We start from the raw sequence: 22090 nt of genomic DNA on the forward strand, positions 1-22090 counted from the left end.
AAGGACATTCTAGGTATCTCACTGAGCAGACCTTGAACCCCCGGCGCCTGGGTGCGCCGGGGGTTCGGTCGTCATTGGGCTCAGGGGTGGGTGGTGAACTCCTCGAAGGTGGGGGTGGGGAGTTTGAGTTGGGCGTGGATGTCGCCGCCGAGGCCGAAGTGGCCGATGGCGCCGCCGTAGTTCTGCTGGTAGCTCTGCCAGAGGACGACGACGCTGATGACGCGGTTGGCGCCGGGGGTGGCGGGGTCGGGGAAGGGGTTGGGGAGGGTGGCCCGGTAGGTGGCGGTGCCGTCGGGGGCGGTGATGAAGACGTTGGGGACGCCGAGAGGTCCTGGGCGGGTGGGCGATTCGGGGTTCAGGTCGCCTTGCCGCAGGGACATGATCGTATAGAGGGAGTCGGGGATCAGGCCGGTGAACTCGAAGACGAAGTGGGCTGCTCGTTCGTCGTCGCTGAGCGAAACCTCCGCCGTGCCACGGGCTTCCAGCCACTTGCCGAGGGTGACCGGTTCGGTGAGTTTGCGGCCGTCCTCGGGGCGAAGGTCCGGGATGGGGACCTCGTGGAAGGGATAGCTCGGGCGGGTGACGGCGGCCGCGCCGGGGAGCTGATCCGGCGCGAAGACCATCGGATAGTTGTTGGCGGGCAAGGGAAGCGGCAGCGTGTGCAGTACGAGGTCGCGGTCTTCGGGAGACAGTTCCGCCGGCAGTTCGCGGACCACCCGGTAGGGCAGGTTCTCGCCGAACGGCGGCAGCGGGGTGTCGGCCGCGACGATCGCACTACCCCACCGCCGGGTCACCGAACCATCGGGAGCTTCCTCGTTCAGGAACCCGACGACGATGAAATCCCCTGCCGCGTCCACGATCTCGCTCGGCGGATACAGCGGACCCTGGGTGGTCGGGGTCAGCTCGTAGCGACGCTTCACCATACCGACGCCACCTTTCGGTCATCGGAGAACTCGTTGCCCTGCGCATCGCCGAGCCGATCACCGAGGTGGCGCCAGGTGCCGCTGCGCGCGGCCGCGACCAGCTTCGGGTCCTCGCCGCGATAGGCGGGCCGGGCGACCAACCACAGGAACGGCAGGTCGGTGCCGTGGTCGCCGTAGCCCCAGGTGTCGTTCGCGCTGATCCCGTGCTCGCGCAGGTACGCCACCACCGCCTCGCCCTTGGCCGCGCCGATCATCGGCCTGCGCACCTCACCGGTGAGCACGCCGTGCTCGTCGAGCAGCGGTTCGGTGGCGATGACGTGGTCGGCACCGACCGCCGCGGCGACCGGCGCGATCGCCGGGGCGAACGATCCCGACAGCAGGACCGTGCGCACCCCCGCGGCCTTGTGCTCGCGCAAGGCCCGCACGGCCTCGGCGTAGAACGCGGCCCCCTCGGCGACGAACTCGGCGAACCAGCGCTGCCCGGCCGCCTCGAGCGCGGCGTACTCGACGCCGCGATAGGCCCGGTAGTACTCGCGGTTGATCTCTTCGCGCGGGCCACCCGCACTCGCCCGCGCCTTGAGATCGTCGGTGATGCGCGCGTACTCGCTGCCGTCGTCACCGTTCTCGGCGAGCCAGAAGCGCAGGAAGGTGAACATGGACTTGACCGTGATCACGGTCTCGTCCACATCGAAGAACGCAGCTCCGCTCATGCCGAGGCCGCCAGGTACGCGTCGACCGCCTTGGCCGCCTTGGCCCGCTCGATCTGGGAGATCCGCTCGTTGGGCAGTGCGGCGAACTCGATGCGCGAGCTCGCGACCGGCTTGCCGAACTGGCGGACCTCGGTCTCGATCAGGAACTGCAACTTGCCCGGATCGTCCACCGAGACCGGCGTGAGCTGGGCGTGCAGGGTCGCGGGCAGCGGGAACAGGAAGGAACCGAATTTCAGGTCCACGTTGTTCCAGACGATGTAGAAGTGCTCCTGCGGCCTGCGGACGCCGTACTCGAGTTCGAACGCGGCGAGGAACAGCTGACGCACGGCCTCGATCACCACGATGCCCTGCACGTGCTCACCGGTCTGGTGGTCGAGCAGCAGTTCGTTGTCGCCGTCGAGGCGCAGGTCGGCGCGGAAGAGGTTCTCGTCCTCCCTGACCAGGCCCGCCAGCAGGACATTGGAGTCCTGATATTTGTGCACGTGGTGCCTGCGGGCCGGTTCGGCGATCTCGCCGACCACCCGCAACCGCGCCTGCGGTGCGTGAATGGCCGCCACGTGCTCGAGGTAGTCGAGATCGTGGCGGGTGATGCCCTGCCCCAGATGGACGGCCAGTTCCGCATCGGCCGCGTGGAACCGTCCGCTGCGTAGCAGCGCGACCAGGCCCGACACGGTATGCACCCGATCATCCTTGGAAATCCCGAGGAACCGGTCGGCGACCACGACGAAGGTCGTCGCGATCGTTTCCGGGGCACGGGTGGCGTCGAGTTGGACTACAGACATGGATAGACCCTCCAGAAAAGGACGCTTATGGCGGGATCGTCCCCGCCATCCGGTCGTCACCCGGAGCACCCCGCCGCCAATGGAGGGTTGCCGCCCAGCAAGCCGGGGCTCGATGCTGGAACTCGTGACCGTCCATCGAAACCTATTCGGGCGCAATAATTTTGACCAGAATTGCGACCATGGTGAAAAAATCCGACCAGGGGCGGAGGAAGGCCCGCTCACCAGTGCATATGCTGTGCGTGACCGACCGTCACACATTCCCGGAGGCAACGTTGCCGAAAAATCTCGAAGCCAGTATCGAAATCGCCGCGTCGCCGGCGCAGGTGTGGTCGGTGCTCACCGATCTGGGGCGGATCTCCGAGTTCAGTCCGACCACGCGGAAGATGATCGCACTCGGCGGCGTCCGGACCGGGACGTTCACCCTCAACATCAACAAGGACGGCTGGAAGATCTGGCCGACCACCTCGCGCATCGTGCGCTTCGAGCCGAACCAGGTGTTCGCGTTCCAGATGAACGAGAACCGCACCGTGTGGAGCTACGAACTCGAGCCCACCGCCACCGGCACCCGCGTCACCGAATCCCGCGTGGTCGCGCCCAAGGGCGTGCCCGCGCCGGTGCGCGGCATGATCAATGTCGCGCTCGGTGGTGAGCAGCAGTTCGAGGCGAACCTGGTCTCGGGCATGCGGGAAACGCTGGCCAGGGTGAAGGCCGCCGCCGAACGCTAGGACACTTCGCCCGCGAGCCCGCCGGATCCTTCCGGCGGGCTTCTTCAGTCGCGCAGGAACTCCCGCAGCACGGTGACGAATTCATCGGGCTGCTCGACCTGGGGCGCGTGCCCCGCATGCTCGACCAAGTGCGTGCGCGCGCCCGCCGCGGCGTATCTGGCCAGCGTCGAGACGTGATCGTAGAGGTGGTCGCGGCGGCCGTGCACGACAAGTACCGGAAGGTCGAGTTCGGCCACGCGGGCGTCGAGCGGATGGGCCGCGAGGTCGTCGGCCCGCGCGCCCGCGGTGTAGGCGAGGGCGGCCGGGACCGTGCCGCGAAAGTCACGCACCACCGAATCCGCGAGGCCGGGCGAGGATTCGTAGCGGAAACCCGGCGCGAACGAACTCCGCAGGCACAACCGGACCACCGGCGCCGGCGCCCACCGCTGGGCCAGGCGCACCGATGACGGGCGCACCACCCACTTCGCCGCCGCGGGAATCCGGGCCTGCCGGTAGTCCGGACCCTGGCCGACCACCACCGCGCGGGCCACGCGGTCCGAACTCGTGGCCAGCTCCAGCGCGATCTCGGCGCCGAAGGAATGGCCGACCACGGTCACCTCGGACACGGCGAGTTCGTCGAGCAGCTCCGCGACCGGGGCGGTCCTGGCCGACACGCCGAAATCGTCGCGCTGGTCGCGGACGTCCACCCGGATCACCCGGAAGTCACCGGACAGCCGCTCGGCGACAGCGGCGAACCAGTCGGGCGAGCCCGCGATACCGTGCACGAACACGATCGCCGGGCCCTCGCGCACACCTTCATCCACGAACAGCACGCGATCCAGCCTATCCGGGAGCGATGACATGGGCCGATGCCGCGCAGGGGTGCCGGAGGTGGCGCTCGCCGAGGACGGTCGCCGGTCGCGCCGGGGCACGGAGGGCGTTCCGGCCGGTCGTTGCCCGGATCTCCCCGCTCGAATCCCGGCATTGCAGTGGCGATATCCCCCCGGTTCGCATACGCTTCGCCGCGAATGAAAGACGCCTCATGGAGGGACGAGTGATCACTCCGAACAGGCCGGAGGACGCGACCGAAGCCCGGCACACCGTGCCACTGACCCAACTGATACACCTCATGGCGGAGTATCAGCACCTCGGCGCGCACCGTGACACCTTCCTCGCCACCCCGGCCGACGACACCTTCGTGCGCGGCTGCGGCATCGTCGCGGGCAGTATCGCCGTGATCGGCGTGATCTGCACCGCCGTCGGCGCCTGGCAGGGCGGCGTCTCGCTGCTCGCCATCGCCGCGCTGCCGGTCCTGCTCGCGTTCCGGCGCGGCATGATCAACCGGCAGAACCGGGCCGCGCGAATCGACCTGTTCGATCACGGTGTCACCGTGTATCGCTCCGGTCAGCGGGTCGCCGGATTCCGCTGGGACAGCACCGAAGTGCGCCAGGAGACCATTCCCTTCCACGACACCGTCGCGGTCACCTACCTGCTGCAGCTGAGCGGCCCCGGCGGCGTCGAGGCCACCATCGACGAAGAGGGTTTCGCCCGCGCCCGCGAATGGGCCCGCGCCATCCAATCCGCCGTCACCGCGACCCAGCTCCCCGCCGCCGTCGCCGCCATCGACAACGGCGACACCGTCACCTTCGGCGAACTGTCCCTCTCCCTCGACGCCCTCACCTTCCGCGCCGAATCCTTCCCCTGGGACAACATCCACCTCATCGACGCCCGCAGCGGCCACATCCGCATCAAAACCGCAGGCACCTGGCGCTCCCTCACCCCCGTGAGCACCATCCCCAACTTCTACATCTTCAACGAACTCGCCGAACGCCTCCGCCTCACCCCAGTGGGCTAGCGACCTCCGCCCTACCTTCGGCGGTCGGTCTGTTTCGGGTGACCGGTGCCGGCGTGGGTGATCCACAACGTGCGGTTCTCGTCATCGATCGCGTACCAGAGTCGACCGCCGCCGGTGACCTCGAACTGCCATTGCTCGCAATCGGATCCGTCGACCTTCACTCGGCTCAAGTCGTATTTCAGTGGATGCTGACGTGCTGGGTCGTCACGACAGCGCGGGTCGGTGGTTATCGCGATCCAGGCGCGGTCGGCGTTGGCCTGCGCCTGGCTCACCAGCTGCGTCCACCCTTTGGCTGCACGCAGGTCGACGGCACGAACGACCCACCCGGTCGGGCGGCGGACCTCATCACCTCGCCGCAGCGACTCAGGCATCCGCACCGCCGGGGCGTGGCAACACTGTCGAGTCCTCGGTGTCGAACGGTCCGCGCAGGCGGCGAGCCAACTCCGGGTCGGAGTAGATCTCCGCGGTCGACTGCCACTCCTTCAATGCCCGGGAAAAGGGTAGTAGGAGACCGGTTTCGGCTCCTGCGAGGAGGTGTTCGAGGAGCTCACGAATGCATTCGGGGCGGGCCTCCGCCGGAAGCCATGTCAGCCACGGGAGTTCCTCGGCGAATACTTCTTCGGCGAGCGGGCGATTGGCCTTCGCGATGATCGCGAGCGAGCGCGCGGCGAGGCCGAGACCCTTGACCATCGCGTCGAACCGCTCCGACCGCATCAGCACCAGGTTCTCGGCATCCCGGCGCTCGAGGATGACCTCGGCGTCGGCGAGAGCGGGAAAGACACTCGTCTGCTTGTTGATCAGGGTCGAGAACGGGAAGGTGCGTGTGGCCATACCACCACGCTACACCTAGTTCGAAACTAGTTCAGTTGTTCGTGTTGTTCGGCGGAATGCCGAAAGCCGACCTACCGGGGTAGGTCGGCTTTCGTGACTTGCGGGAACTAGCTGATCCGGGGGATCAGAAGTCCATGCCGCCCATGCCACCGGTCGGGTCGCCCGCGGGGGCGGCCTTCTCCGGCTTGTCGGCGACGACGGCCTCGGTGGTGAGGAACAGGGCCGCGATGGAGGCCGCGTTCTGCAGGGCCGAACGGGTGACCTTGACCGGGTCGGCAACGCCGGCGGCCAGCAGGTTCTCGTACACGCCGGAATCGGCGTTGAGGCCCTCGCCCTCGGGGAGGTTGGAGACCTTCTCGGCCACCACGCCGGGCTCGAGGCCGGCGTTGAAGGCGATCTGCTTCAGCGGAGCCGACAGCGCGACGCGCACGATGTTGACACCGGTCGCCTCGTCGGCCGACAGGCCCTCGAAGCCGTCCAGCGCGGGGGCGGCCTGCAGCAGGGCCACGCCGCCACCGGCGACGATGCCCTCTTCGACGGCAGCCTTGGCGTTGCGCACGGCATCTTCGATGCGGTGCTTGCGCTCCTTGAGTTCGACCTCGGTCGCGGCACCGGCCTTGATCACCGCAACGCCACCGGCCAGCTTGGCCAGGCGCTCCTGCAGCTTCTCACGGTCGTAATCCGAGTCCGAGTTCTCGATCTCGGTGCGGATCTGCGCCACGCGGCCCTTGATGGCCTCCGCGTCGCCGGCGCCCTCGACGATGGTGGTCTCGTCCTTGGTGATGACGACCTTGCGCGCGGTGCCGAGCAGCTCGATACCGGCGGTCTCCAGGGAGAGGCCGACCTCTTCGCTGATGACCTCGCCACCGGTGAGGATGGCGATGTCGGCCAGCTGGGCCTTGCGACGGTCACCGAAGCCGGGCGCCTTGACGGCGACGGACTTGAAGGTGCCACGGATCTTGTTCACGACCAGGGTCGACAGGGCCTCGCCCTCGACGTCCTCGGCGATGATCAGCAGCGGCTTGCCGGCCTGGATGACCTTCTCCAGCAGCGGCAGCAGGTCCTTGACGGTCGAGATCTTCGACGACACCAGCAGGATGTACGGATCCTCGAGGACCGCTTCCTGACGCTCGGGGTCGGTCACGAAGTAACCGGAGATGTAGCCCTTGTCGAAGCGCATGCCCTCGGTCAGCTCCAGCTGGAGCCCGAAGGTGTTGCTCTCCTCGACGGTGATGACACCTTCCTTGCCGACCTTGTCCATCGCCTCGGCGATGAGCTGGCCGATGGCCGGGTCGCCCGCGGAGATACCAGCGGTAGCAGCGATCTGCTCCTTGGTGTCGATCTCCTTGGCAGTGTCGAGCAGCTTGGCGGTGACGGCCTCGACGGCCTTCTCGATGCCGCGCTTCAGGCCGAGCGGGTTCGCGCCGGCCGCGACGTTGCGCAGACCTTCACGAACGAGCGCCTGGGCCAGCACGGTGGCGGTGGTCGTACCGTCGCCGGCGACGTCATCCGTCTTCTTGGCGACTTCCTTGACCAGCTCGGCGCCGATCTTCTCGTACGGGTCCTCGAGGTCGATCTCCTTGGCGATGGACACACCATCGTTGGTGATCGTGGGGGCGCCCCACTTCTTCTCGAGCACGACGTTGCGACCCTTCGGGCCCAGCGTCACCTTGACAGCGTCGGCGAGGGCGTTCAGACCCCGCTCGAGGCCGCGACGGGCCTCTTCGTCGTACGCAATTGTCTTGGCCATTGCGTTGAGATCCTCCACATGTCTATGGCTGACACACGAGACGACCACAGGTTGGATCGCCCCAAAGTACGCTGGCCAGGTGCGGTGCCCGCGACGGACGACCGAGGGTGTCGATGGAACCCGATCTCACCGTCCCGACCTGGCACTCAACAGTGACGAGTGCCAAAGCCATTTTTAGCACTCGACGGGTGAGAGTGCAAGGTAGCGCCCGGCCGGGATCGGAACCGGGCGCCACCCGGTTCAGGCTTCGCCCTCCGCCTGCTGCCCGGCCAGGAACGCCGAGAGCAGTTCGACGATGTCGGCCTCGACGGCCTCCTTCGTCAGACCGAGCCCACTGAGGATGCCGGTGCCGTTCTCCTGTTCGAGCAGCGCCAACAGGATGTGTTCGGTGCCGATGTAGTTGTGGCCGAGGCGAACCGCCTCGCGGAAGGTGAGTTCGAGCGCCTTCTTGGCCTCGCCGTCGAAGGGGATCAGCGCGGGCAGCTCGCCCCCGGCGGGCGGGATGGCGGCGTTCGCGGCCTCGCGCACCGCGTCGACGGTGACACCGCGGCCGATGATCTCCTGCACCGCCAGCCCCTCCGGCTCGCTCAGCAGACCGAGGATCAGGTGGGCGGGGGCGATCTCGGGATTGCCCAGCGAGCGGGCGGACTCCTGCGCGGCGACGACCACCGACCGGGCGCGGTCGGTGAAGCGCGCGAAGCCGGCCTGCGGGTCCATCGCGGCGGCCGCGTCGCCCGGCTGCTTGGGGACGAAGCGCTTCTGCGCGGCCTGCTTGCTGACGCCCATGCTGGAGCCGATGTCGGTCCAGGACGCGCCGGCGCGGCGAGCCTGGTCGACGAAGTGGCCGATCAGGTGGTCGGCCACCTCGTCGAGGCGACCGGCGACGACCACGGCGTCGGAGAGTTGGTCGAGGACATTGTCGGGGCGGGCTTTCTTGATGCCGTCGATCAGATCGTCGAGGCGGACATTGGGGAGGCTCATGCGTCAACTGTAGGTTGACGATTCGTCCGCGTCAACCGTTGGTTGACGATTTCTTGGTGGCACAGTGTCCCCATGGGGAGATTTCATCGTGGGGGCCGATGGGCGCTGCGCGCCGTCGGAATCGTCGTGACGCTGGCGTGCGTGCTCGCGGCGGCCGGATTCCTGTGGCCACAGCCCGGGATCGATTCCCAGCCCGGCGCCACCGAACGACAGCTGGCCTTCGTACGTGGCGCGCTCGACGACGGTGCCGATACCACTGCGCAAAGCCAGTTTCCGGAGGGGCATCTGTTCCTGAACGCGCTCTACGGGATCGCCTGGGTCCAGGCCGCGCACATCGATCCACAGTTGCGCGACGAGGCACTTCGCGAATCCCGTTGGGCGCTGGACAGAATGGAATCCGAGGAGGGCAGGGCGGTGTTCAGCGCCGAGCTCCAGCCCGCGTATGGAGTGTTCTGGGCCGGGTGGACGAACTGGTTGCGCGGCGCGATCCTCTCGCTCGATGCGACGGATTCCGCAGGGGTACAGCGGTTTTCCGATCGCAGCGCAGAGATCGCGCAGGCGTTCGCGACGGCGGAAAGTCCGTTCCTGCAGGCGTATCCAGGTCAGGCGTGGCCGGTCGACTCGACGGTGGCCATCGCCTCGCTGCGGTTGCACGACCACCTGTTCGATGATCGGTTCACGCAGGTCATCGACAGCTGGGTGGTGCAGGTCAAGGAGCGGCTGGATCCGGCGACCGGCCTGATCCCCCACCAGGTTTCACCGCTGGACGGGTCACCGCACACCGGCGCGCGGGCGACCTCGCAAACGATGATCCACCGCTTCCTTCCCGAGATCGACCCGTCGTTCGCCGCCGCGCAGTACGCCCGCTTTCGCGAGCTGTTCATCGCGCACCCGGGCGGATTCGGTCCCGCGGTGCGCGAGTACCCGCACGGTGTCGACGGCCGGGGCGATGTCGACTCCGGACCGCTCGTCGCCGGAATCAGCCTGTCCGCCACCGTGGTCGGTCTGGGCGCGGCACGCGTCAACGGCGACGCTGCGCTGGCCACCGCGATCGGCGCCGAAGGCGAACTGCTGGGCCTGCCGATCAACCTGCCCGGCTCCAAGCGCTACGCGTTCGGAGCACTGCCGATCGGCGACGCTTTCGTCGTGTGGTCCTCGACCGCCCACCTCCTGACCGGAACCCCCGCGGCAATCGAGCCCGACCTGCGCTGGTGGTGGCGCCTACCCTGGCTCGTCTGCCTCGGCTTACTCGCCGTCGCACCATGGACGCCCCCACTCATCGCGTTGATACGGCGACGCCGGCCCTGAGCCGCGTCAGCGCATGCCGACCGAGATGCCCGCGCCGCGCACGATGAGTTCCTTCACCAAGGCTCCCGTGCGGCCGGTCAGGACGCGGGTTCCCGGGGTGTCGTCGGGGTGGAGGAATTGGATGACGGCGTCGCGGCGGCCGAGGCTGATGCATTGCAGGTAGTAGCGGAATTTCATCGGTTCCGGTTCGCGGCCGCGGGCTCGGGCGATGATCGCGGTGGCGACGTAGCCGCCGGTGGGAATGGCGGTGGCGCAGGCCATTCGGAGTTCGCGGTCGCCGGGGCCCGCGATCACCGCGGCGTCGCCCGCGGCGTAGATGTCGGGGTGGGAGAGCGAGCGAAGGGTCTCGTCGGTGCGGATGCGGCCGCGCTCGTCGACCGCGAGACCGGCGCGGCGGGCGAGGTCGGGGACGGTGAAACCGGCGGTCCACACGGTGGTCACGGCGGGGATGGTGGTGCCGTCGGCGAGGCGGACGCCATCGGGGAGCACCTCGACGACCTTGGCGTCGGCCCGGATGTCCACGCCGAGGCGGGTCAGCGTGCCACGGATGCCGTCGACCGCCCGCTCGGACAGCCAGGCGCCCGGCTCGTTCGCGCTGATCAACGTGACCGGCGAATCCTGTTGCGCCTCGGCCAGTTCCGCGGCCAGCTCGATCCCCGTCGCACCCGCACCCACCACGACCACAGGCCCGGCCGGCACCGCACGGACCTCCTCGGGCGTAGCCAGCGGGCGAGCGTACTCGGCTACGCCGGGCACTCCGGAGCGGTCAGCCGCACTGCCGAGCGCGTAGACCAGAGTGTCGTAACGGAGATCGCGAACCGGCTGATCGCGGTCGTGCGCGCGGTCCCGGTCGTGCGCGTGGCTGTGGTCGCTGCGCGAGCCGCCGACCGCGGGCTGGGTGGCGCTTTCGGCGAGCGGCCCGCCGTCTGCCAACCGCACCCGCTTGTCGACCGGGTCCAGCTCGACCACCCTGGCCTGGACGAACTCGATTCCCTTGCGCTCCAGCAGTTCACGCAGGTCCCAGTGCTTGATCGACTGCCCGGCGACCTCCTGGTGCAAGCGCACCCGTTCGACGAACTCCGCGCGCGTGTCCACCACGGTGATCGCGGTGTCGCGGGATTTCTTCGCCAGGCGGCGGGCCGCGGCGAGACCCGCGTAGCCCGCGCCGAGGACGACGATCCGATGCTGCTCGGTCATGGTGTGGCTCCTCTCGAAAGGCCGACACAGACCAGACCGGACGGGCCCGCGGTTCCTGACATCCGCGCGGGGTGATGCGTCTCACACCCGCGCGGCCACCACCAACCCGAGCTTGTCCGGGTTCACCACGATGCGCACGACGGCCACCTTGCCCTCGGCGTCGACCTCGACGAACAGCACCGAGCTCGGCACCTCGCCGTCCTCGCGCACGATCAGGGCCTGCTCGCCGTTGATCTCCTCGAAGCCGAAGGTGCTCGCCGGGGTGAGGAACTTGGCCAGGCCGACGAGGTAGCGCGCGACCTGCTCGGCACCGGTGACCGGGCGCCGGGCCGCGGTGACCTTGCCACCACCGTCGGCCATGGAGACCACGTCGTCGGCGAGCAGTGTGCGCAGCCCGGCGACATCGCCGGTCGCCGCGGCCGCCAGGAACTGTTCGATCAGCGTGCGCGCCTGCTCGGCCGGCACCGCGAACCGCCGCTTACCCGCGCGCACCCGCTCGCTCGCGCGGTGCAGGATCTGCTGGGAGTTGGCCTCGCTGACATCGAGCATCGCCGCGATCTCGGCATGCGGGTACCCGAAGGCCTCGCGCAGCACGAACACCGCGCGTTCGACCGGATTGAGCCGCTCCAACGCGGCGAGCAGCGCCAGCGACACCGATTCGCGCGCTTCGACCGTCTCGAGCGGGCCGAGCGCGCCACCGCCGGTCGGCACGGGTTCGGGCAACCAGGGGCCAACGTAGGTCTCCCGGCGGGCCCGCGCGGAGACGAGCCAGGTGCGGCACAGATTCACCGTGACGGTGGTGAGCCACGCTTCCGGATTGTCGATCCCGGCCCGGTCGGCGGCATCCCACCGCAGGTACACCTCCTGCACGGCATCCTCGGCCTCCCCCGCCGCACCGAACATCCGATACGCCAGCGCGAACAGCCGCGGCCGATGCTGCAAGAACTCCCCGACCTCACCGGACTCCATCACAACCCCTTCGCCTAGGCCGCCGCACCCAGCGTAACCACAGCGGCTTCACCCACCGATCGCGATTTACTCTTCGCGCGGACGCCGTAACCGCAACCGCGCCGACCCGCGAATCGCCGGGCGGCGGATCTGCGGCATCCGGCTCTGCGCGCGCCGCTGCGCGCGCCGCTCGGCGGGCTTGTCCTGCCAGGTCTCCGGCCGGGCCGCGACCCAGCGCGCCGAACGCCAGGCGAACGGGATGTGCGCCAGGTACAGGCCGACCAGGATCAGCAGCAGCACGATCGGGTAGGTGACCAGCAGGGCGGCAGCCAGCGCGACCAGCACCAGCAGTCCGGCGGCCGCCTGCGGGGCCACCGAGACCGACTTCATGGCCAGGGTCGGGATGGTGCTCACGCACAGCAGCGCGGCGAAGATGGTCCAGGCGGCGACGAAGGTGAAGCCGTCCCACCAGCCGTCACCGAACTGCACCTTGAGCGCGATCGGCACCAGGGCGATCAGCGCCCCGGCGGGCGCGGGCACACCGACGAAGTACTCGCGCGCCCAGTTCGGGCGGGAGTCGTCGTCGAGCAGGGTGTTGAAGCGGGCCAGGCGCAGCACCAGGCTCACCGCGAACAGCAGCGCCACGATCCAGCCCGCGCTGTTGCCGTCGAGCAGGGTCACGTAGATGATCAGCGCGGGCGCGACGCCGAAGGAGATGGCGTCCGACAGCGAATCCAGTTCGGCGCCCATCTTGCTGGTGGCGTCGAGCATTCTGGCCAGGCGGCCGTCGAGGGTGTCGAGCACGGCGGCGGCACCGACCATGGCCAGCGCGATGCCGAGTTCACCGTCGAGGCCGAACTTGACCGCCGACAGCCCGGCGCACAGCGCCAGGATGGTGACGACGCTCGGCAGCAGTCGCACCGAGCGGGGGCGCTTGCGGCGCGAGGCGGGGTGCGCCTGGTCGATCATCCCAGCACAGCCAGCACGGTTTCGGCCCCGATCGTGCGCTGGCCGGGGGCGACCAGCAATTCGGTGCCCGCCGGGAAGTAGGTGTCCACGCGCGAGCCGAACCGGATCAGGCCGTAGGTGTCACCGATGGTGAGCTGATCGCCGACGCGGGCATCGCAGATGATGCGCCGGGCCAGCAGCCCCGCGATCTGCACCACGACGACCTGCTTGCCGTCGGCGGTGTCGATGACCATGCTGGCGCGCTCGTTGGCATCGCTGGCCTCGGGCAGATCCGCGGAGAGGAACTTGCCGGGCTGGTGCAGCACCTCGCGCACGGTTCCGGCCACGGGCACGCGCTGGACGTGCACATCGAGCACGGTCAGGAAGATGCTGACGCGCGGCAGCGGCTGCTCGCCGAGCCCGAGTTCGGCGGGCGGCACCGCGGTGTCGACCAGGGCCACCTCACCGTCGGCGGGCGCGACGACGATGCCGGGCCGGTTCGGCGGTACCCGGTGCGGGTGCCGGAAGAAGGTGGCGCAGGCGGCGGCCGCGGCCAGACCGGCCCGGCGCACCCACTTGTTTCGGCCACCGACGACCGCCACCGCCAACGGCACCGCGACGAACGGCAGGCCGGCGGGGTGTAGCGGAGGTACAGCGGCCCGCACCAGGTCGACGACATGGCCGACGCCGGTGGTCTCGGGCGTGCCGGGCGGGGTGGGGCGGCGTGCCACTGGCTCCCTCTTTCGTGTGACGACAACTCGAGCGATCACACCTTACGGGAACCCCGCCGCTTCCACCGGTGCTCAGTGCGAGGCTCTGCGCCCGGTGAACAGCTTCACCAAGAACAGCAGCACGCAGGCGCCCGCCAGACAGGTGAAGAAGCTGAATATCCAGCCCGCTCCTTCGACATCCACACCGAAAAGACTGAGCAGGAAACCGCCGAGCAAACCACCGACGACGCCGACGACGATATTTAGCAGGATGCCCTGCTGCGCGTCGGTCTTCATGAACTTGCTGGCAATCCAGCCGGCGAGTCCGCCGATGATGATCCAACTGATGATCCCGAGTCCGAGCATGGTGTCCTCGATCCCTCGAATGGGTGGGGCGAGCAATCGCCTTGCTACCAAGGTATACCCAGGACCGGTTGTGACAATAGCCACGATTTTCCCGGCGACAGGCGCTAATATGAGGAAGCCTCATGTCTGCCCGTTCACATGTTGTCCACACGGGAGCCATGGGCGATGAGGGACAGATTTCGACGCTTCAGGTACACCCAGCGGGCGACCGCAGGTTGACAGGTACATAGGAGACGCACCATGGCTGCTCGAATCGCCCAGACGACTGGGGTGGAGCACACCGCGATCCTCGGATTGGGCGTCTACCGCCCGGCCCGGGTGGTCACCAACGACGGGATCGCGGGCCCGATCGACTCGAGCGACGAGTGGATACGCACCCGATCCGGCATCAAGACCCGGCGCTTCGCCGGCGCCGAGGAAACCGTCCAGACGATGAGCGTGGCCGCGGCGCGTGACGCGATGACCGCGGCGGGCGTGGCCGCCGACCAGGTCGACTGCGTGATCGTCGCGACCTCGACCCACCTACTGCTCACCCCGGCGATCGGGCCGCGCATCGCCACCGATCTCGACATGACCGGCGCCGCCGCCTTCGACATCTCGGCGGGTTGCGCCGGGTTCTGTCACGCGCTGGCGATGGCCTCGGACCTGGTCCGGGCGGGTACCTCGCACCACGCGCTGGTGATCGGGGTCGAGAAACTCACCGACACACTGGATTTCACCGACCGGTCGACGGCGTTCCTGTTCGGTGACGGCGCGGGCGCGGTGATCGTCGGCCCGGCCGAGGAGCAGGGTATCGGCCCGACGGTGTGGGGTTCGGACGGCACCCAGCACCACGCCATCCGCCAGACCAAGGACTGGATGGAGTTCTTCACCGAGATCGAGGAGAAGGGCACCGACGCGGTCCGGCCCTACCTCACGATGGAGGGCACCGCGGTGTTCCGCTGGGCGGCGCACTCGCTGGAGAAGGTCTGCCGCGAGGCGATCGACCGGGCCGGGCTCACCACCGACGACCTGAACGCGATGATCCCGCACCAGGCCAACGGCCGGATCATCGAGATCATGAGCCGGGTGCTGAAACTGCCCGCGGACTGCGCGCTGGCCAATGACATCGAGGAGACCGGTAACACCTCGGCGGCCTCGGTCCCGCTGGCCATGGAGGCGCTGCTGCGCAAGGGCGAGTCCAAGCCGGGCGACGCCGCGCTGCTGATCGCCTTCGGGGCCGGGCTGTCCTATGCCGCGCAGGTCGTCACCCTGCCTGCCTGGCAGTAGCTCAGCAACTCCCGTTCGACCGGGGTGGCCTGCGACGGAGCAGGCCACCCACGGTGGGCTCGCCGTGTCCACCTTGTCCCGCTTGCACCATCTGCTAGCTGCTGGCAAACTCTTCGCTATCGTTGCTGACCGAAGACGCTCAGCCACCAGTCGTCAACCCGAGGTGATCGGCCGTGAAACTGCGCTCATTCCTGCCACGCAGGCACATCAACGAGGTCCCGCTGCTGCCCACCATCGAGCCGGACGAGAGCTTCCCGCGCAGCGCGTTCATCCCGCGCACCACCAGACTCAAACGCGACGAACGCCTCGAACGCCTGCTCACCCCCACCGAGCTCGATCTGGTCCTGCACCACCAACTCTGATCGCCCGCGCCGACCCGACCACCACGGTTTTCGGCCGCCTCGCACCCGAAGGGCGAGACGGAACGCCGAAGGCGCAGTATCGCCCTTCGGGTGTGAGGCCTCCAGGGCCGAAAACCCCGCGGCGCCAGCCGCCAAAAACAGGGGGATACTCGATTCCGTGAGCACTCCCGCGGTAACCAAACCGGCCATTCTGAGCGTTGACGACGATCCCGGTGTCTCCCGGGCGGTGGTGCGCGATCTGCGCCGCCGCTATGGTGCCGACTACCGGATCCTGCGCGCCGATTCGGGCCAGCAGGCACTGGAGGCACTGCGGGAGCTGAAGTTGCGCGGGCAGCCGGTCGCGGTGCTGATCGCCGACTACCGGATGCCGGGGATGGACGGCATCGAATTCCTCGAGCAGGCGATGGACCTGCACCCCTACGCGCGGCGCGTGCTGCTGACCGCCTACGCCGACACCAATGCCGCGATCGAGGCGATCAATGTCATCGATCTGGACCACTACCTGCTCAAGCCGTGGGATCCGCCGGAGGAGAAGCTGTATCCGGTGCTCGACGGGTTGCTCGATGCCTGGCGCAGCGCCGAACACCGGCCGGTGTACGAGACCAAGGTCGTCGGCGACCGGTGGTCACCGCGCTCCTCGCAGGTGCGCGAATTCCTGGCCCGCAATCAGCTGCCGTATCGCTGGTACCCGGTCGACGAACCCGAGGGCACCCGGCTGCTCGAAGCCGCCGGCGCCGATCCGCACTCCTGTCCGGTGGTGATCACCGCCGAGGGCGCCGCGCTGATCCAGCCCTCCGACAGCGAACTGGCCGAGAACGTGGGCCTCACCGTGCAGCCGAGCGGCGACTTCTATGACCTGATCGTGGTCGGTGGCGGACCCGCCGGGCTCGGTGCCGCGGTGTACGGCGCGTCCGAGGGCCTGCGCACGGTGCTGGTGGAGCGCACCGCGACCGGCGGGCAGGCCGGGCAGAGTTCGCGGATCGAGAACTATCTCGGTTTCCCCGACGGGCTCTCGGGTTCGCAGCTGGCCGACCGGGCGCGGCGGCAGGCCACGAAATTCGGCGCGGAGATCATCACGACCCGCGATGTGGTCGGGCTCGAGGTCAACGGGTCGGCGCGCACGGTGCGCTTCGCCGACGGCGGGCGGCTGTGCGCGCACACGGTGCTCATCGCGACCGGGGTCGACTATCGCAGGCACAATGCGCCGGGCGTCGACGAATTCACCGGGCGCGGTGTGTATTACGGCTCGGCGATGACCGAGGCGGCCGAATGCTCCGATCAGGAGGTCTACATCGTCGGCGGCGCCAACTCGGCCGGGCAGGCCGCGGTGTTCCTGTCCCGCAATGCCCGTCGCGTGCATCTGGTGGTGCGTGGGGATTCGCTGGAGAAGTCCATGTCGCACTATCTGATCCAGCAGATCGCGCAGATCCCGAACATCGTCGTGCACACCGAGACGGAGGTGGCCGGCGTCGACGGCGACGATCACCTCGAGCGAATCGTCCTGCGCGACAACCGCACCGGCACCGAGGACAAGGTCGAGGCGCAGCGGTTGTTCCTGTTCATCGGCGCGGCGCCGCAGACCGGCTGGCTCGACGGCGTCGTCACCCGCGACGCGGCGGGCTACGTGGTGGCCGGACCCGACCTGATGGTCGACGGCGCCCGGCCGCCGGGCTGGGAGCTGCCCCGGCCGCCGCATCACCTCGAGACCAGCGTGCCCGGGGTGTTCGTCGCCGGTGACGTGCACGCCGAGTCCGCCAAGCGGGTCGCCTCGGCCGTCGGCGAGGGCGCGATGGCCGTGATGCTCGTCCACCGGTACCTGGCATGAGCGGTCAGCGGCCGGAGGCGGTAGCGGAGCGTGACCACGCAGGCCGCCCGATCATGCCCATGGATTCAGCTTAGGAGGCGACGATGACCGACAGCGCGCTGATCTGCGATCCGAACGAACTGCGCACGCTGTTCCTGTTCGAGAAGCTCGACGACGCCCAGCTGGCCGAACTGTGCGCGGCGGGGCACATCGAGTTCATCGAGCCGGGTCTGGTGTACCGCGAAGGCGACCCGGCCTCGTGCTTCTACGTGCTGATCGACGGCGAGGTGCGGCTGACGAAGCTGTCCGGCGGCACCGAGATCGAGATCAACCGCACCGATCAGCGCGGGGTGTACGCGGGCGCCTGGATGGCCTACCTGGGCGACAAGGTGAGCCAGGAGTATCCCGGCTCGATGTATGTCCAGCGGCGCTCCCGATTCCTTGTGCTCGCCGCCGCCGATTTCGGGCGCATGGTCAAGGAGTGGTTCCCGATGGCCGTGCACCTGCTCGAGGGCGCCTTCTACGGTGGGCAGCGGTCGAGTCAGCGGATCGCCGAACGGGAACGGCTGCTCGCGCTCGGCTCGCTGTCGGCCGGGCTCACCCACGAGCTCAACAATCCGGCCGCCGCCGCGGTGCGCGCCATTTCGGGTCTGCGCGAACGCGTCGCGGGGATGCGGCACAAACTCAAGATGATGGCCGCGGGCAAGTTCTCCCCGGAAGTGCTGGTGAAGCTGGTCGAACTGCAGGAACAGGCCGCCGAGCAGGTCGCCAAGGCACCCGAGCTCACCCCGCTCGAAGCCGCCGATCGCGAGGACACGCTCGCCGACTGGTTCGACGATCACGGCATCGCCGACGGCTGGAACCTGGCCCCGACCTTCGTGCAGGCCGGACTGGACCTCGACTGGCTCGAAGGCGTGCACGCGACGCTGGAAGCCTGCCAGGCCCAGGTCTTCGAGGGCGCGATCCGCTGGCTGAACTACACCATCGAGACCGAGCTGCTGATGAACGAGGTCGCCGATTCGACCACGCGGATCTCCACGCTGGTCGGTGCGGCCAAACAGTATTCGCAGATGGACCGAGCCCCGTACCAGGTGGTCGACCTGCACGAACTGCTCGACTCGACGCTGGTGATGCTCAACCGCAAGCTCGGTGACGGCGTGCGCCTTGTCAAGGACTACGACCGGACCCTGCCGCCGGTCCCCTGCTTCGCCGCCGAACTCAACCAGGTGTGGACCAATCTGATCGACAACGCCGTCTACGCGATGGGCGGTGAGGGCACGCTGACCGTGCGCACCTACCGGGAAAGCGACTGCGCCGTCGTCGAGATCGGCGACACCGGCCCCGGCATCGCCCCCGAGGTCAGGAGCCGGATCTTCGAACCGTTCTTCACCACCAAACCGGTGGGCGACGGCACCGGCCTCGGCCTCGACATCTCGTTCCGCATCGTGGTCAACAAGCACGACGGCGACATCCGGGTCGAATCCGAACCCGGCGACACACGTTTCATCGTCCGCCTGCCGTTGGAACCGACGGTGGACACTGACAGCACACCCGACACAGGAGGTCAGTGATGGCAGAGGAGATCGCGGGGATCGAACCGGGCGTGCCGCCCAGCGGCCCCGGATGTGTGGAGTGCGACGCGAGCGGCGGCTGGTGGGTACACCTGCGGCGCTGCGCCGAATGCGGGCACATCGGGTGCTGCGACAGCTCCCCCAGTCAGCACGCGACCAAGCATTTCGGCAGCACCGGACACCCGTTCACGCAGAGCTACGAACCGGGCGAGGAGTGGTTCTGGAACTTCGCCACCAGCGAGATGTACAGCGGCGGACCCGAACTCGCGCCGCCGACCAGTCACCCGACCGATCAGGCCGTGCCGGGCCCGGCCGACCGGGTGCCCGCCGACTGGCAGTCACTCATCCACTGACCTACGCGCCGATCCCGATCGCCTCGGCGACGGTCTTGTCCGCGTTGCCCGGCGCGAGGCACACCAGCTTGGCGGTACCGAGCGCCACATTCGGGCTGCCCTCGAACTGACTGCCCGGATTGTCGGCCAGGATCTGTTCGATCGCCCGCTTCTCGCCGTCGGAATCCAGTGCCCGGAACTCGGTGCAGGTGAGCGCTGAGCCGACGGCGGCCGCGGTGGTCGGCGGCGTGGTGGTCGTCGAGGCGGGTGCGCTCGTGGTCGAGGCCGGTGTGCCCTTGCGCAGCCCGCTCGCTTCGGCGGACTCGTCGCCGGAACCGCATCCGGCCAGCGCCAGGGTGAGCGTCCCGGTGGCCAGGACGACGAGGGAGATTCGGTTCATCTGCTGTTTTCCCCGGTGGATCGCGGCGCCGGCAGCTCCGGCGCGTTCGGTGCAGCCTACCGAGTCCGGTCGGATCCGCGCGGACACGGCAGAATGGCACAGTGGCAGAACTTTCGCTCACCGCCCGGCTCAACCCGTCGGCAGCCGACGCACGACGCGGGGTCGTGCGGCTGCACCCCGAGACCCTGACCGCGCTCGGCCTGCGCGAATGGGACGGCATCGCCCTGATCGGCGCGCGCCGGACCGCCGCCGTGGTGGCCAAGGCCCCCGCCGACAGTCCGCCCGGCGTCGCCCTGCTCGACGATGTGACCCTGTCGAACGCGGGACTGCGGGAGAACGCGGCGGTGACCGTCGCCCCAGTGACGGTCTACGGCGCCAAGCAGATCTCGCTGAGCGGCTCAGCGCACGCGACCGCCAGCATTCCCGCGGCCACGCTGCGCCAGGCACTGCTGGGCAAGGTGGTCACCGTCGGTGACACGGTCTCGCTGCTGCCCCGCGACCTCGGTCCCGACATCAGCTCCGCGGCGGCGACCCAGGCGCTCTCGCGCGCCTTCGGCATCGCCTGGACCACCGAACTGCTCACCGTCACCGCGATCGAACCGATGCCGGGACCGGTGAGCGTGCAACCCAATTCGGCCGTCGGCTGGGGCAGTGGCGCCGCGGCGGTCCAGCACGCGGTCGAACGTGGCAACGGTCAGGACCTGACCGACCTCGACACCAACCCCGTGTCGGTGAGCGTCGGCAGCGCGCCGGTGCAGATCGAGGATCTGGCCGGGGTACAGGCGCAGGCGGCGAAGCTGGCCGAGTGGCTGAGCCTGGCCCTCGACGAACCGGAGCTGCTGAAAACCCTCGGCGCCCCCGCCCATCTCGGTGTGCTGGTCACCGGACCGGCCGGGGTCGGCAAGGCGACGCTGGCCAGGGCGGTCGCGGCCCCGCGCCGCGTCGTCGAACTGGACGGGCCGAGCGTCGGCGCCACCGAGAGCGGCACCCGGCTGCGCGCGGTCGCCGAGGCCGTCGCCGACATCGCCGCCGGGCAGGGCGGCATCCTGCTGATCACCGACATCGACGCCCTGCTGCCCGCCGAGGCCGAGCCGGTCGCCACCCTCGTCCTCGATCAACTGCGGGCCGCGATGCGGGCGCCGTGCGTGGCACTGCTGGCCACCACCGCCCATCCGGGACAGGTGGATTCGCGGCTGCGGGCCCCCGACCTGTGCGATCGCGAACTGGCGCTGCCGCTGCCGACCGCGGTGATCCGGCGCGCACTGCTCGAACAGCTGCTGCGCAGGGTGCCCGCGGGCGACCTCGACTTCGACGCGATCGCCGCGCGCACACCGGGTTTCGTCGTCGCCGACCTGGCCGCGCTGTGCCGGGAGGCGGCCGTGCGCGCGGCCGGGCGCGCCAGTCGTGAGCAGACCGAACCCGAGCTCGTCCAGGCCGACCTGGTCGGCGCGCTCGAGGTCATCCGGCCGCTGTCACGGTCGGGGACAGAGGAATTGGCGATCGGTTCGCTCGACCTCGACGACGTCGGCGACATGGTCGAGACCAAGCAGGCACTCACCGAGGCGGTGCTGTGGCCGCTGCGCCACCCCGACTCGTTCGCCCGCCTCGGCATCGACCCGCCCCGCGGCGTACTGCTCTACGGCCCGCCGGGGTGCGGCAAGACGTTCCTGGTGCGCGCGCTGGCCGGTACCGGTCAGCTGAGCGTGCACGCGGTCAAAGGCGCCGAGCTGATGGACAAGTGGGTCGGCTCCTCGGAGCGGGCGGTGCGCGAGCTGTTCCAGCGCGCCCGCGACTCGGCACCCTCGCTGATCTTCCTCGACGAGGTCGACGCGCTGGCGCCGCGGCGCGGCCAGAGCAGCGACTCCGGGGTGTCGGACCGCGTGGTCGCGGCCCTGCTCACCGAACTCGACGGCGTCGAACCGCTGCGCGATGTGGTGGTGGTCGGCGCGACCAACCGGCCCGAGCTGATCGACCCGGCGCTGCTGCGGCCGGGCAGGCTCGACCGGCTGGTGTTCGTGCCGCCGCCGGACGGTCCGGCCCGGCTGGAGATCCTGCGTACCGCGGGTCGCTCGGTGCCGCTGGCCGAGGACGTCGACCTGGCCGCGCTGGCCGATGACCTCGACGGCTACTCCGCCGCCGACTGCGCCGCGCTGCTGCGCGAGGCCGCGCTCTCGGCCCTGCGCCGCGACATGGCCGCCGCCGATGTCACCGCCGAGGACGTCGCCGTCGCCCGTGGCGCCGTGCGGCCATCGCTCGACCCCGATCAGGTCGAGTCGCTGCGCCGCTACGCCGAGAACCGGGCCTGAACGCGCCGCCTACCTCCCAGGTGGGCGGGGTTT

At 69.2% G+C, this 22090-nt stretch carries 23 protein-coding genes and 1 riboswitch; of the genes, 9 read left to right on the forward strand and 14 right to left on the reverse strand.

The window, feature by feature from the left end:
• Positions 1-80: 80 nt before the first annotated feature.
• From ACFVVM_RS15530 to ACFVVM_RS15540, 3 genes are read right to left on the reverse strand one after another with little or no spacing between them, the layout of a single operon-like run.
• Positions 81-923 (reverse strand): hypothetical protein, encoded by an 843-nt coding sequence (locus ACFVVM_RS15530; RefSeq protein ID WP_387617935.1) that lies wholly within the window; start codon positions 921-923, stop codon positions 81-83.
• Positions 917-1633 (reverse strand): HAD family hydrolase, encoded by a 717-nt coding sequence (locus tag ACFVVM_RS15535; RefSeq protein WP_387617937.1) that lies wholly within the window; start codon positions 1631-1633, stop codon positions 917-919. The genes ACFVVM_RS15530 and ACFVVM_RS15535 overlap by 7 nt, the downstream gene beginning before the upstream one ends.
• On the reverse strand, positions 1630-2415 hold the full coding sequence (locus ACFVVM_RS15540) for an AfsA-related hotdog domain-containing protein (protein WP_387617939.1): 786 nt from the start codon (positions 2413-2415) through the stop codon (positions 1630-1632). Before ACFVVM_RS15540 ends, ACFVVM_RS15535 begins: the two co-directional genes overlap by 4 nt.
• 16 nt (positions 2416-2431) lie before the next feature.
• Positions 2432-2545, reverse strand: a riboswitch (SAM riboswitch).
• Between the two features lie 142 nt (positions 2546-2687).
• On the opposite strand from ACFVVM_RS15540, the gene ACFVVM_RS15545 reads away from it, so the two are divergent.
• Positions 2688-3140 (forward strand): SRPBCC family protein, encoded by a 453-nt coding sequence (locus tag ACFVVM_RS15545; protein ID WP_387617941.1) that lies wholly within the window; start codon positions 2688-2690, stop codon positions 3138-3140.
• Positions 3141-3184: 44 nt separating this feature from the next.
• Here ACFVVM_RS15545 and ACFVVM_RS15550 read toward each other — a convergent pair whose 3' ends face one another.
• Complete coding sequence (locus ACFVVM_RS15550) at positions 3185-3952, reverse strand: alpha/beta fold hydrolase (RefSeq protein ID WP_387617943.1); 768 nt, start codon at positions 3950-3952, stop codon at positions 3185-3187.
• 221 nt (positions 3953-4173) lie between these two features.
• On the opposite strand from ACFVVM_RS15550, the gene ACFVVM_RS15555 reads away from it, so the two are divergent.
• Positions 4174-4974 (forward strand): DUF6585 family protein, encoded by an 801-nt coding sequence (locus ACFVVM_RS15555; protein ID WP_387617945.1) that lies wholly within the window; start codon positions 4174-4176, stop codon positions 4972-4974.
• Between the two features lie 11 nt (positions 4975-4985).
• On the opposite strand, the gene ACFVVM_RS15560 is transcribed toward ACFVVM_RS15555, so the two are convergent.
• From ACFVVM_RS15560 to ACFVVM_RS15575, 4 genes are all read right to left on the reverse strand, one after another.
• The gene (locus ACFVVM_RS15560; protein ID WP_387617947.1) at positions 4986-5345 is read right to left on the reverse strand and encodes a hypothetical protein; all 360 of its coding nucleotides are present in this window, start codon (positions 5343-5345) and stop codon (positions 4986-4988) included.
• A complete protein-coding gene (locus tag ACFVVM_RS15565) occupies positions 5338-5805 on the reverse strand; it encodes a hypothetical protein (protein WP_387617949.1) in 468 nt (155 codons plus the stop codon). The genes ACFVVM_RS15560 and ACFVVM_RS15565 overlap by 8 nt, the downstream gene beginning before the upstream one ends.
• 124 nt (positions 5806-5929) lie before the next feature.
• Positions 5930-7555, reverse strand: a complete 1626-nt coding sequence (groL, locus tag ACFVVM_RS15570; RefSeq protein WP_387617951.1) for a chaperonin GroEL — start codon at positions 7553-7555, stop codon at positions 5930-5932.
• A 240-nt stretch (positions 7556-7795) separates the two neighbouring features.
• The gene (locus ACFVVM_RS15575) at positions 7796-8536 is read right to left on the reverse strand and encodes a Clp protease N-terminal domain-containing protein (RefSeq protein WP_387617953.1); all 741 of its coding nucleotides are present in this window, start codon (positions 8534-8536) and stop codon (positions 7796-7798) included.
• Positions 8537-8608: 72 nt separating this feature from the next.
• Between ACFVVM_RS15575 and ACFVVM_RS15580 the strand changes: the two genes are divergently transcribed.
• Positions 8609-9844 carry a hypothetical protein gene (locus ACFVVM_RS15580; RefSeq protein WP_387617955.1) on the forward strand — a complete coding sequence of 412 codons (1236 nt, stop codon included), beginning with the start codon at positions 8609-8611 and terminating at the stop codon, positions 9842-9844.
• 6 nt (positions 9845-9850) lie between these two features.
• On the opposite strand, the gene ACFVVM_RS15585 is transcribed toward ACFVVM_RS15580, so the two are convergent.
• The 5 genes from ACFVVM_RS15585 to ACFVVM_RS15605 form a co-directional block, all read right to left on the reverse strand.
• The gene (locus ACFVVM_RS15585; protein WP_387617957.1) at positions 9851-11041 is read right to left on the reverse strand and encodes an NAD(P)/FAD-dependent oxidoreductase; all 1191 of its coding nucleotides are present in this window, start codon (positions 11039-11041) and stop codon (positions 9851-9853) included.
• 81 nt (positions 11042-11122) lie between these two features.
• Positions 11123-12010: an RNA polymerase sigma-70 factor gene (locus ACFVVM_RS15590; RefSeq protein ID WP_387617959.1), complete on the reverse strand. Its 888-nt coding sequence runs from the start codon at positions 12008-12010 to the stop codon at positions 11123-11125.
• 66 nt (positions 12011-12076) lie between these two features.
• Positions 12077-12958: a CDP-alcohol phosphatidyltransferase family protein gene (locus ACFVVM_RS15595; RefSeq protein WP_387617961.1), complete on the reverse strand. Its 882-nt coding sequence runs from the start codon at positions 12956-12958 to the stop codon at positions 12077-12079.
• The gene (locus ACFVVM_RS15600; RefSeq protein ID WP_387617963.1) at positions 12955-13668 is read right to left on the reverse strand and encodes a phosphatidylserine decarboxylase; all 714 of its coding nucleotides are present in this window, start codon (positions 13666-13668) and stop codon (positions 12955-12957) included. The genes ACFVVM_RS15595 and ACFVVM_RS15600 overlap by 4 nt, the downstream gene beginning before the upstream one ends.
• A gap of 72 nt (positions 13669-13740) precedes the next feature.
• Entirely contained in the window at positions 13741-14013 is a 273-nt protein-coding gene (locus ACFVVM_RS15605; protein ID WP_387617965.1) for a GlsB/YeaQ/YmgE family stress response membrane protein, read from the reverse strand.
• A gap of 240 nt (positions 14014-14253) precedes the next feature.
• On the opposite strand from ACFVVM_RS15605, the gene ACFVVM_RS15610 reads away from it, so the two are divergent.
• The 5 genes from ACFVVM_RS15610 to ACFVVM_RS15630 all read left to right on the forward strand — a co-directional run bounded on the left by ACFVVM_RS15610 (position 14254) and on the right by ACFVVM_RS15630 (position 19372).
• The gene (locus tag ACFVVM_RS15610; protein ID WP_387617967.1) at positions 14254-15282 is read left to right on the forward strand and encodes a beta-ketoacyl-ACP synthase III; all 1029 of its coding nucleotides are present in this window, start codon (positions 14254-14256) and stop codon (positions 15280-15282) included.
• A gap of 173 nt (positions 15283-15455) precedes the next feature.
• Positions 15456-15644, forward strand: a complete 189-nt coding sequence (locus ACFVVM_RS15615; protein WP_387617969.1) for a hypothetical protein — start codon at positions 15456-15458, stop codon at positions 15642-15644.
• 157 nt (positions 15645-15801) lie between these two features.
• Positions 15802-17469 (forward strand): FAD-dependent oxidoreductase, encoded by a 1668-nt coding sequence (locus ACFVVM_RS15620; protein ID WP_387617971.1) that lies wholly within the window; start codon positions 15802-15804, stop codon positions 17467-17469.
• An 83-nt stretch (positions 17470-17552) separates the two neighbouring features.
• Complete coding sequence (locus tag ACFVVM_RS15625) at positions 17553-19019, forward strand: ATP-binding protein (RefSeq protein WP_387617973.1); 1467 nt, start codon at positions 17553-17555, stop codon at positions 19017-19019.
• Entirely contained in the window at positions 19019-19372 is a 354-nt protein-coding gene (locus tag ACFVVM_RS15630) for a UBP-type zinc finger domain-containing protein (protein WP_387617975.1), read from the forward strand. Before ACFVVM_RS15625 ends, ACFVVM_RS15630 begins: the two co-directional genes overlap by 1 nt.
• 1 nt (position 19373) lies before the next feature.
• Here ACFVVM_RS15630 and ACFVVM_RS15635 read toward each other — a convergent pair whose 3' ends face one another.
• Entirely contained in the window at positions 19374-19751 is a 378-nt protein-coding gene (locus ACFVVM_RS15635; RefSeq protein ID WP_387617977.1) for a hypothetical protein, read from the reverse strand.
• Between the two features lie 101 nt (positions 19752-19852).
• On the opposite strand from ACFVVM_RS15635, the gene ACFVVM_RS15640 reads away from it, so the two are divergent.
• Positions 19853-22057 (forward strand): AAA family ATPase, encoded by a 2205-nt coding sequence (locus ACFVVM_RS15640; protein WP_387617979.1) that lies wholly within the window; start codon positions 19853-19855, stop codon positions 22055-22057.
• Positions 22058-22090: the final 33 nt, after the last annotated feature.

The sequence above is a fragment of the Nocardia sp. NPDC058176 genome (genome assembly GCF_042883805.1).
GTDB lineage: Bacteria > Actinomycetota > Actinomycetes > Mycobacteriales > Mycobacteriaceae > Nocardia.

What these genes read in the sequence shown, in the direction of transcription:
- ACFVVM_RS15595 (WP_387617961.1), bottom strand. Translation starts at nt 12,958, where the DNA reads ATGATCGACCAGGCGCACCCCGCCTCGCGCCGCAAGCGCCCCCGCTCG.
- ACFVVM_RS15590 (WP_387617959.1), bottom strand. Translation starts at nt 12,010, where the DNA reads ATGGAGTCCGGTGAGGTCGGGGAGTTCTTGCAGCATCGGCCGCGGCTG.
- ACFVVM_RS15580 (WP_387617955.1), top strand. Translation starts at nt 8,609, where the DNA reads ATGGGGAGATTTCATCGTGGGGGCCGATGGGCGCTGCGCGCCGTCGGA.
- ACFVVM_RS15540 (WP_387617939.1), bottom strand. Translation starts at nt 2,415, where the DNA reads ATGTCTGTAGTCCAACTCGACGCCACCCGTGCCCCGGAAACGATCGCG.
- ACFVVM_RS15575 (WP_387617953.1), bottom strand. Translation starts at nt 8,536, where the DNA reads ATGAGCCTCCCCAATGTCCGCCTCGACGATCTGATCGACGGCATCAAG.
- ACFVVM_RS15610 (WP_387617967.1), top strand. Translation starts at nt 14,254, where the DNA reads ATGGCTGCTCGAATCGCCCAGACGACTGGGGTGGAGCACACCGCGATC.
- ACFVVM_RS15630 (WP_387617975.1), top strand. Translation starts at nt 19,019, where the DNA reads ATGGCAGAGGAGATCGCGGGGATCGAACCGGGCGTGCCGCCCAGCGGC.
- ACFVVM_RS15560 (WP_387617947.1), bottom strand. Translation starts at nt 5,345, where the DNA reads ATGCCTGAGTCGCTGCGGCGAGGTGATGAGGTCCGCCGCCCGACCGGG.
- ACFVVM_RS15530 (WP_387617935.1), bottom strand. Translation starts at nt 923, where the DNA reads ATGGTGAAGCGTCGCTACGAGCTGACCCCGACCACCCAGGGTCCGCTG.
- ACFVVM_RS15565 (WP_387617949.1), bottom strand. Translation starts at nt 5,805, where the DNA reads ATGGCCACACGCACCTTCCCGTTCTCGACCCTGATCAACAAGCAGACG.
- ACFVVM_RS15585 (WP_387617957.1), bottom strand. Translation starts at nt 11,041, where the DNA reads ATGACCGAGCAGCATCGGATCGTCGTCCTCGGCGCGGGCTACGCGGGT.
- ACFVVM_RS15535 (WP_387617937.1), bottom strand. Translation starts at nt 1,633, where the DNA reads ATGAGCGGAGCTGCGTTCTTCGATGTGGACGAGACCGTGATCACGGTC.
- ACFVVM_RS15605 (WP_387617965.1), bottom strand. Translation starts at nt 14,013, where the DNA reads ATGCTCGGACTCGGGATCATCAGTTGGATCATCATCGGCGGACTCGCC.
- groL (WP_387617951.1), bottom strand. Translation starts at nt 7,555, where the DNA reads ATGGCCAAGACAATTGCGTACGACGAAGAGGCCCGTCGCGGCCTCGAG.
- ACFVVM_RS15625 (WP_387617973.1), top strand. Translation starts at nt 17,553, where the DNA reads ATGACCGACAGCGCGCTGATCTGCGATCCGAACGAACTGCGCACGCTG.
- ACFVVM_RS15635 (WP_387617977.1), bottom strand. Translation starts at nt 19,751, where the DNA reads ATGAACCGAATCTCCCTCGTCGTCCTGGCCACCGGGACGCTCACCCTG.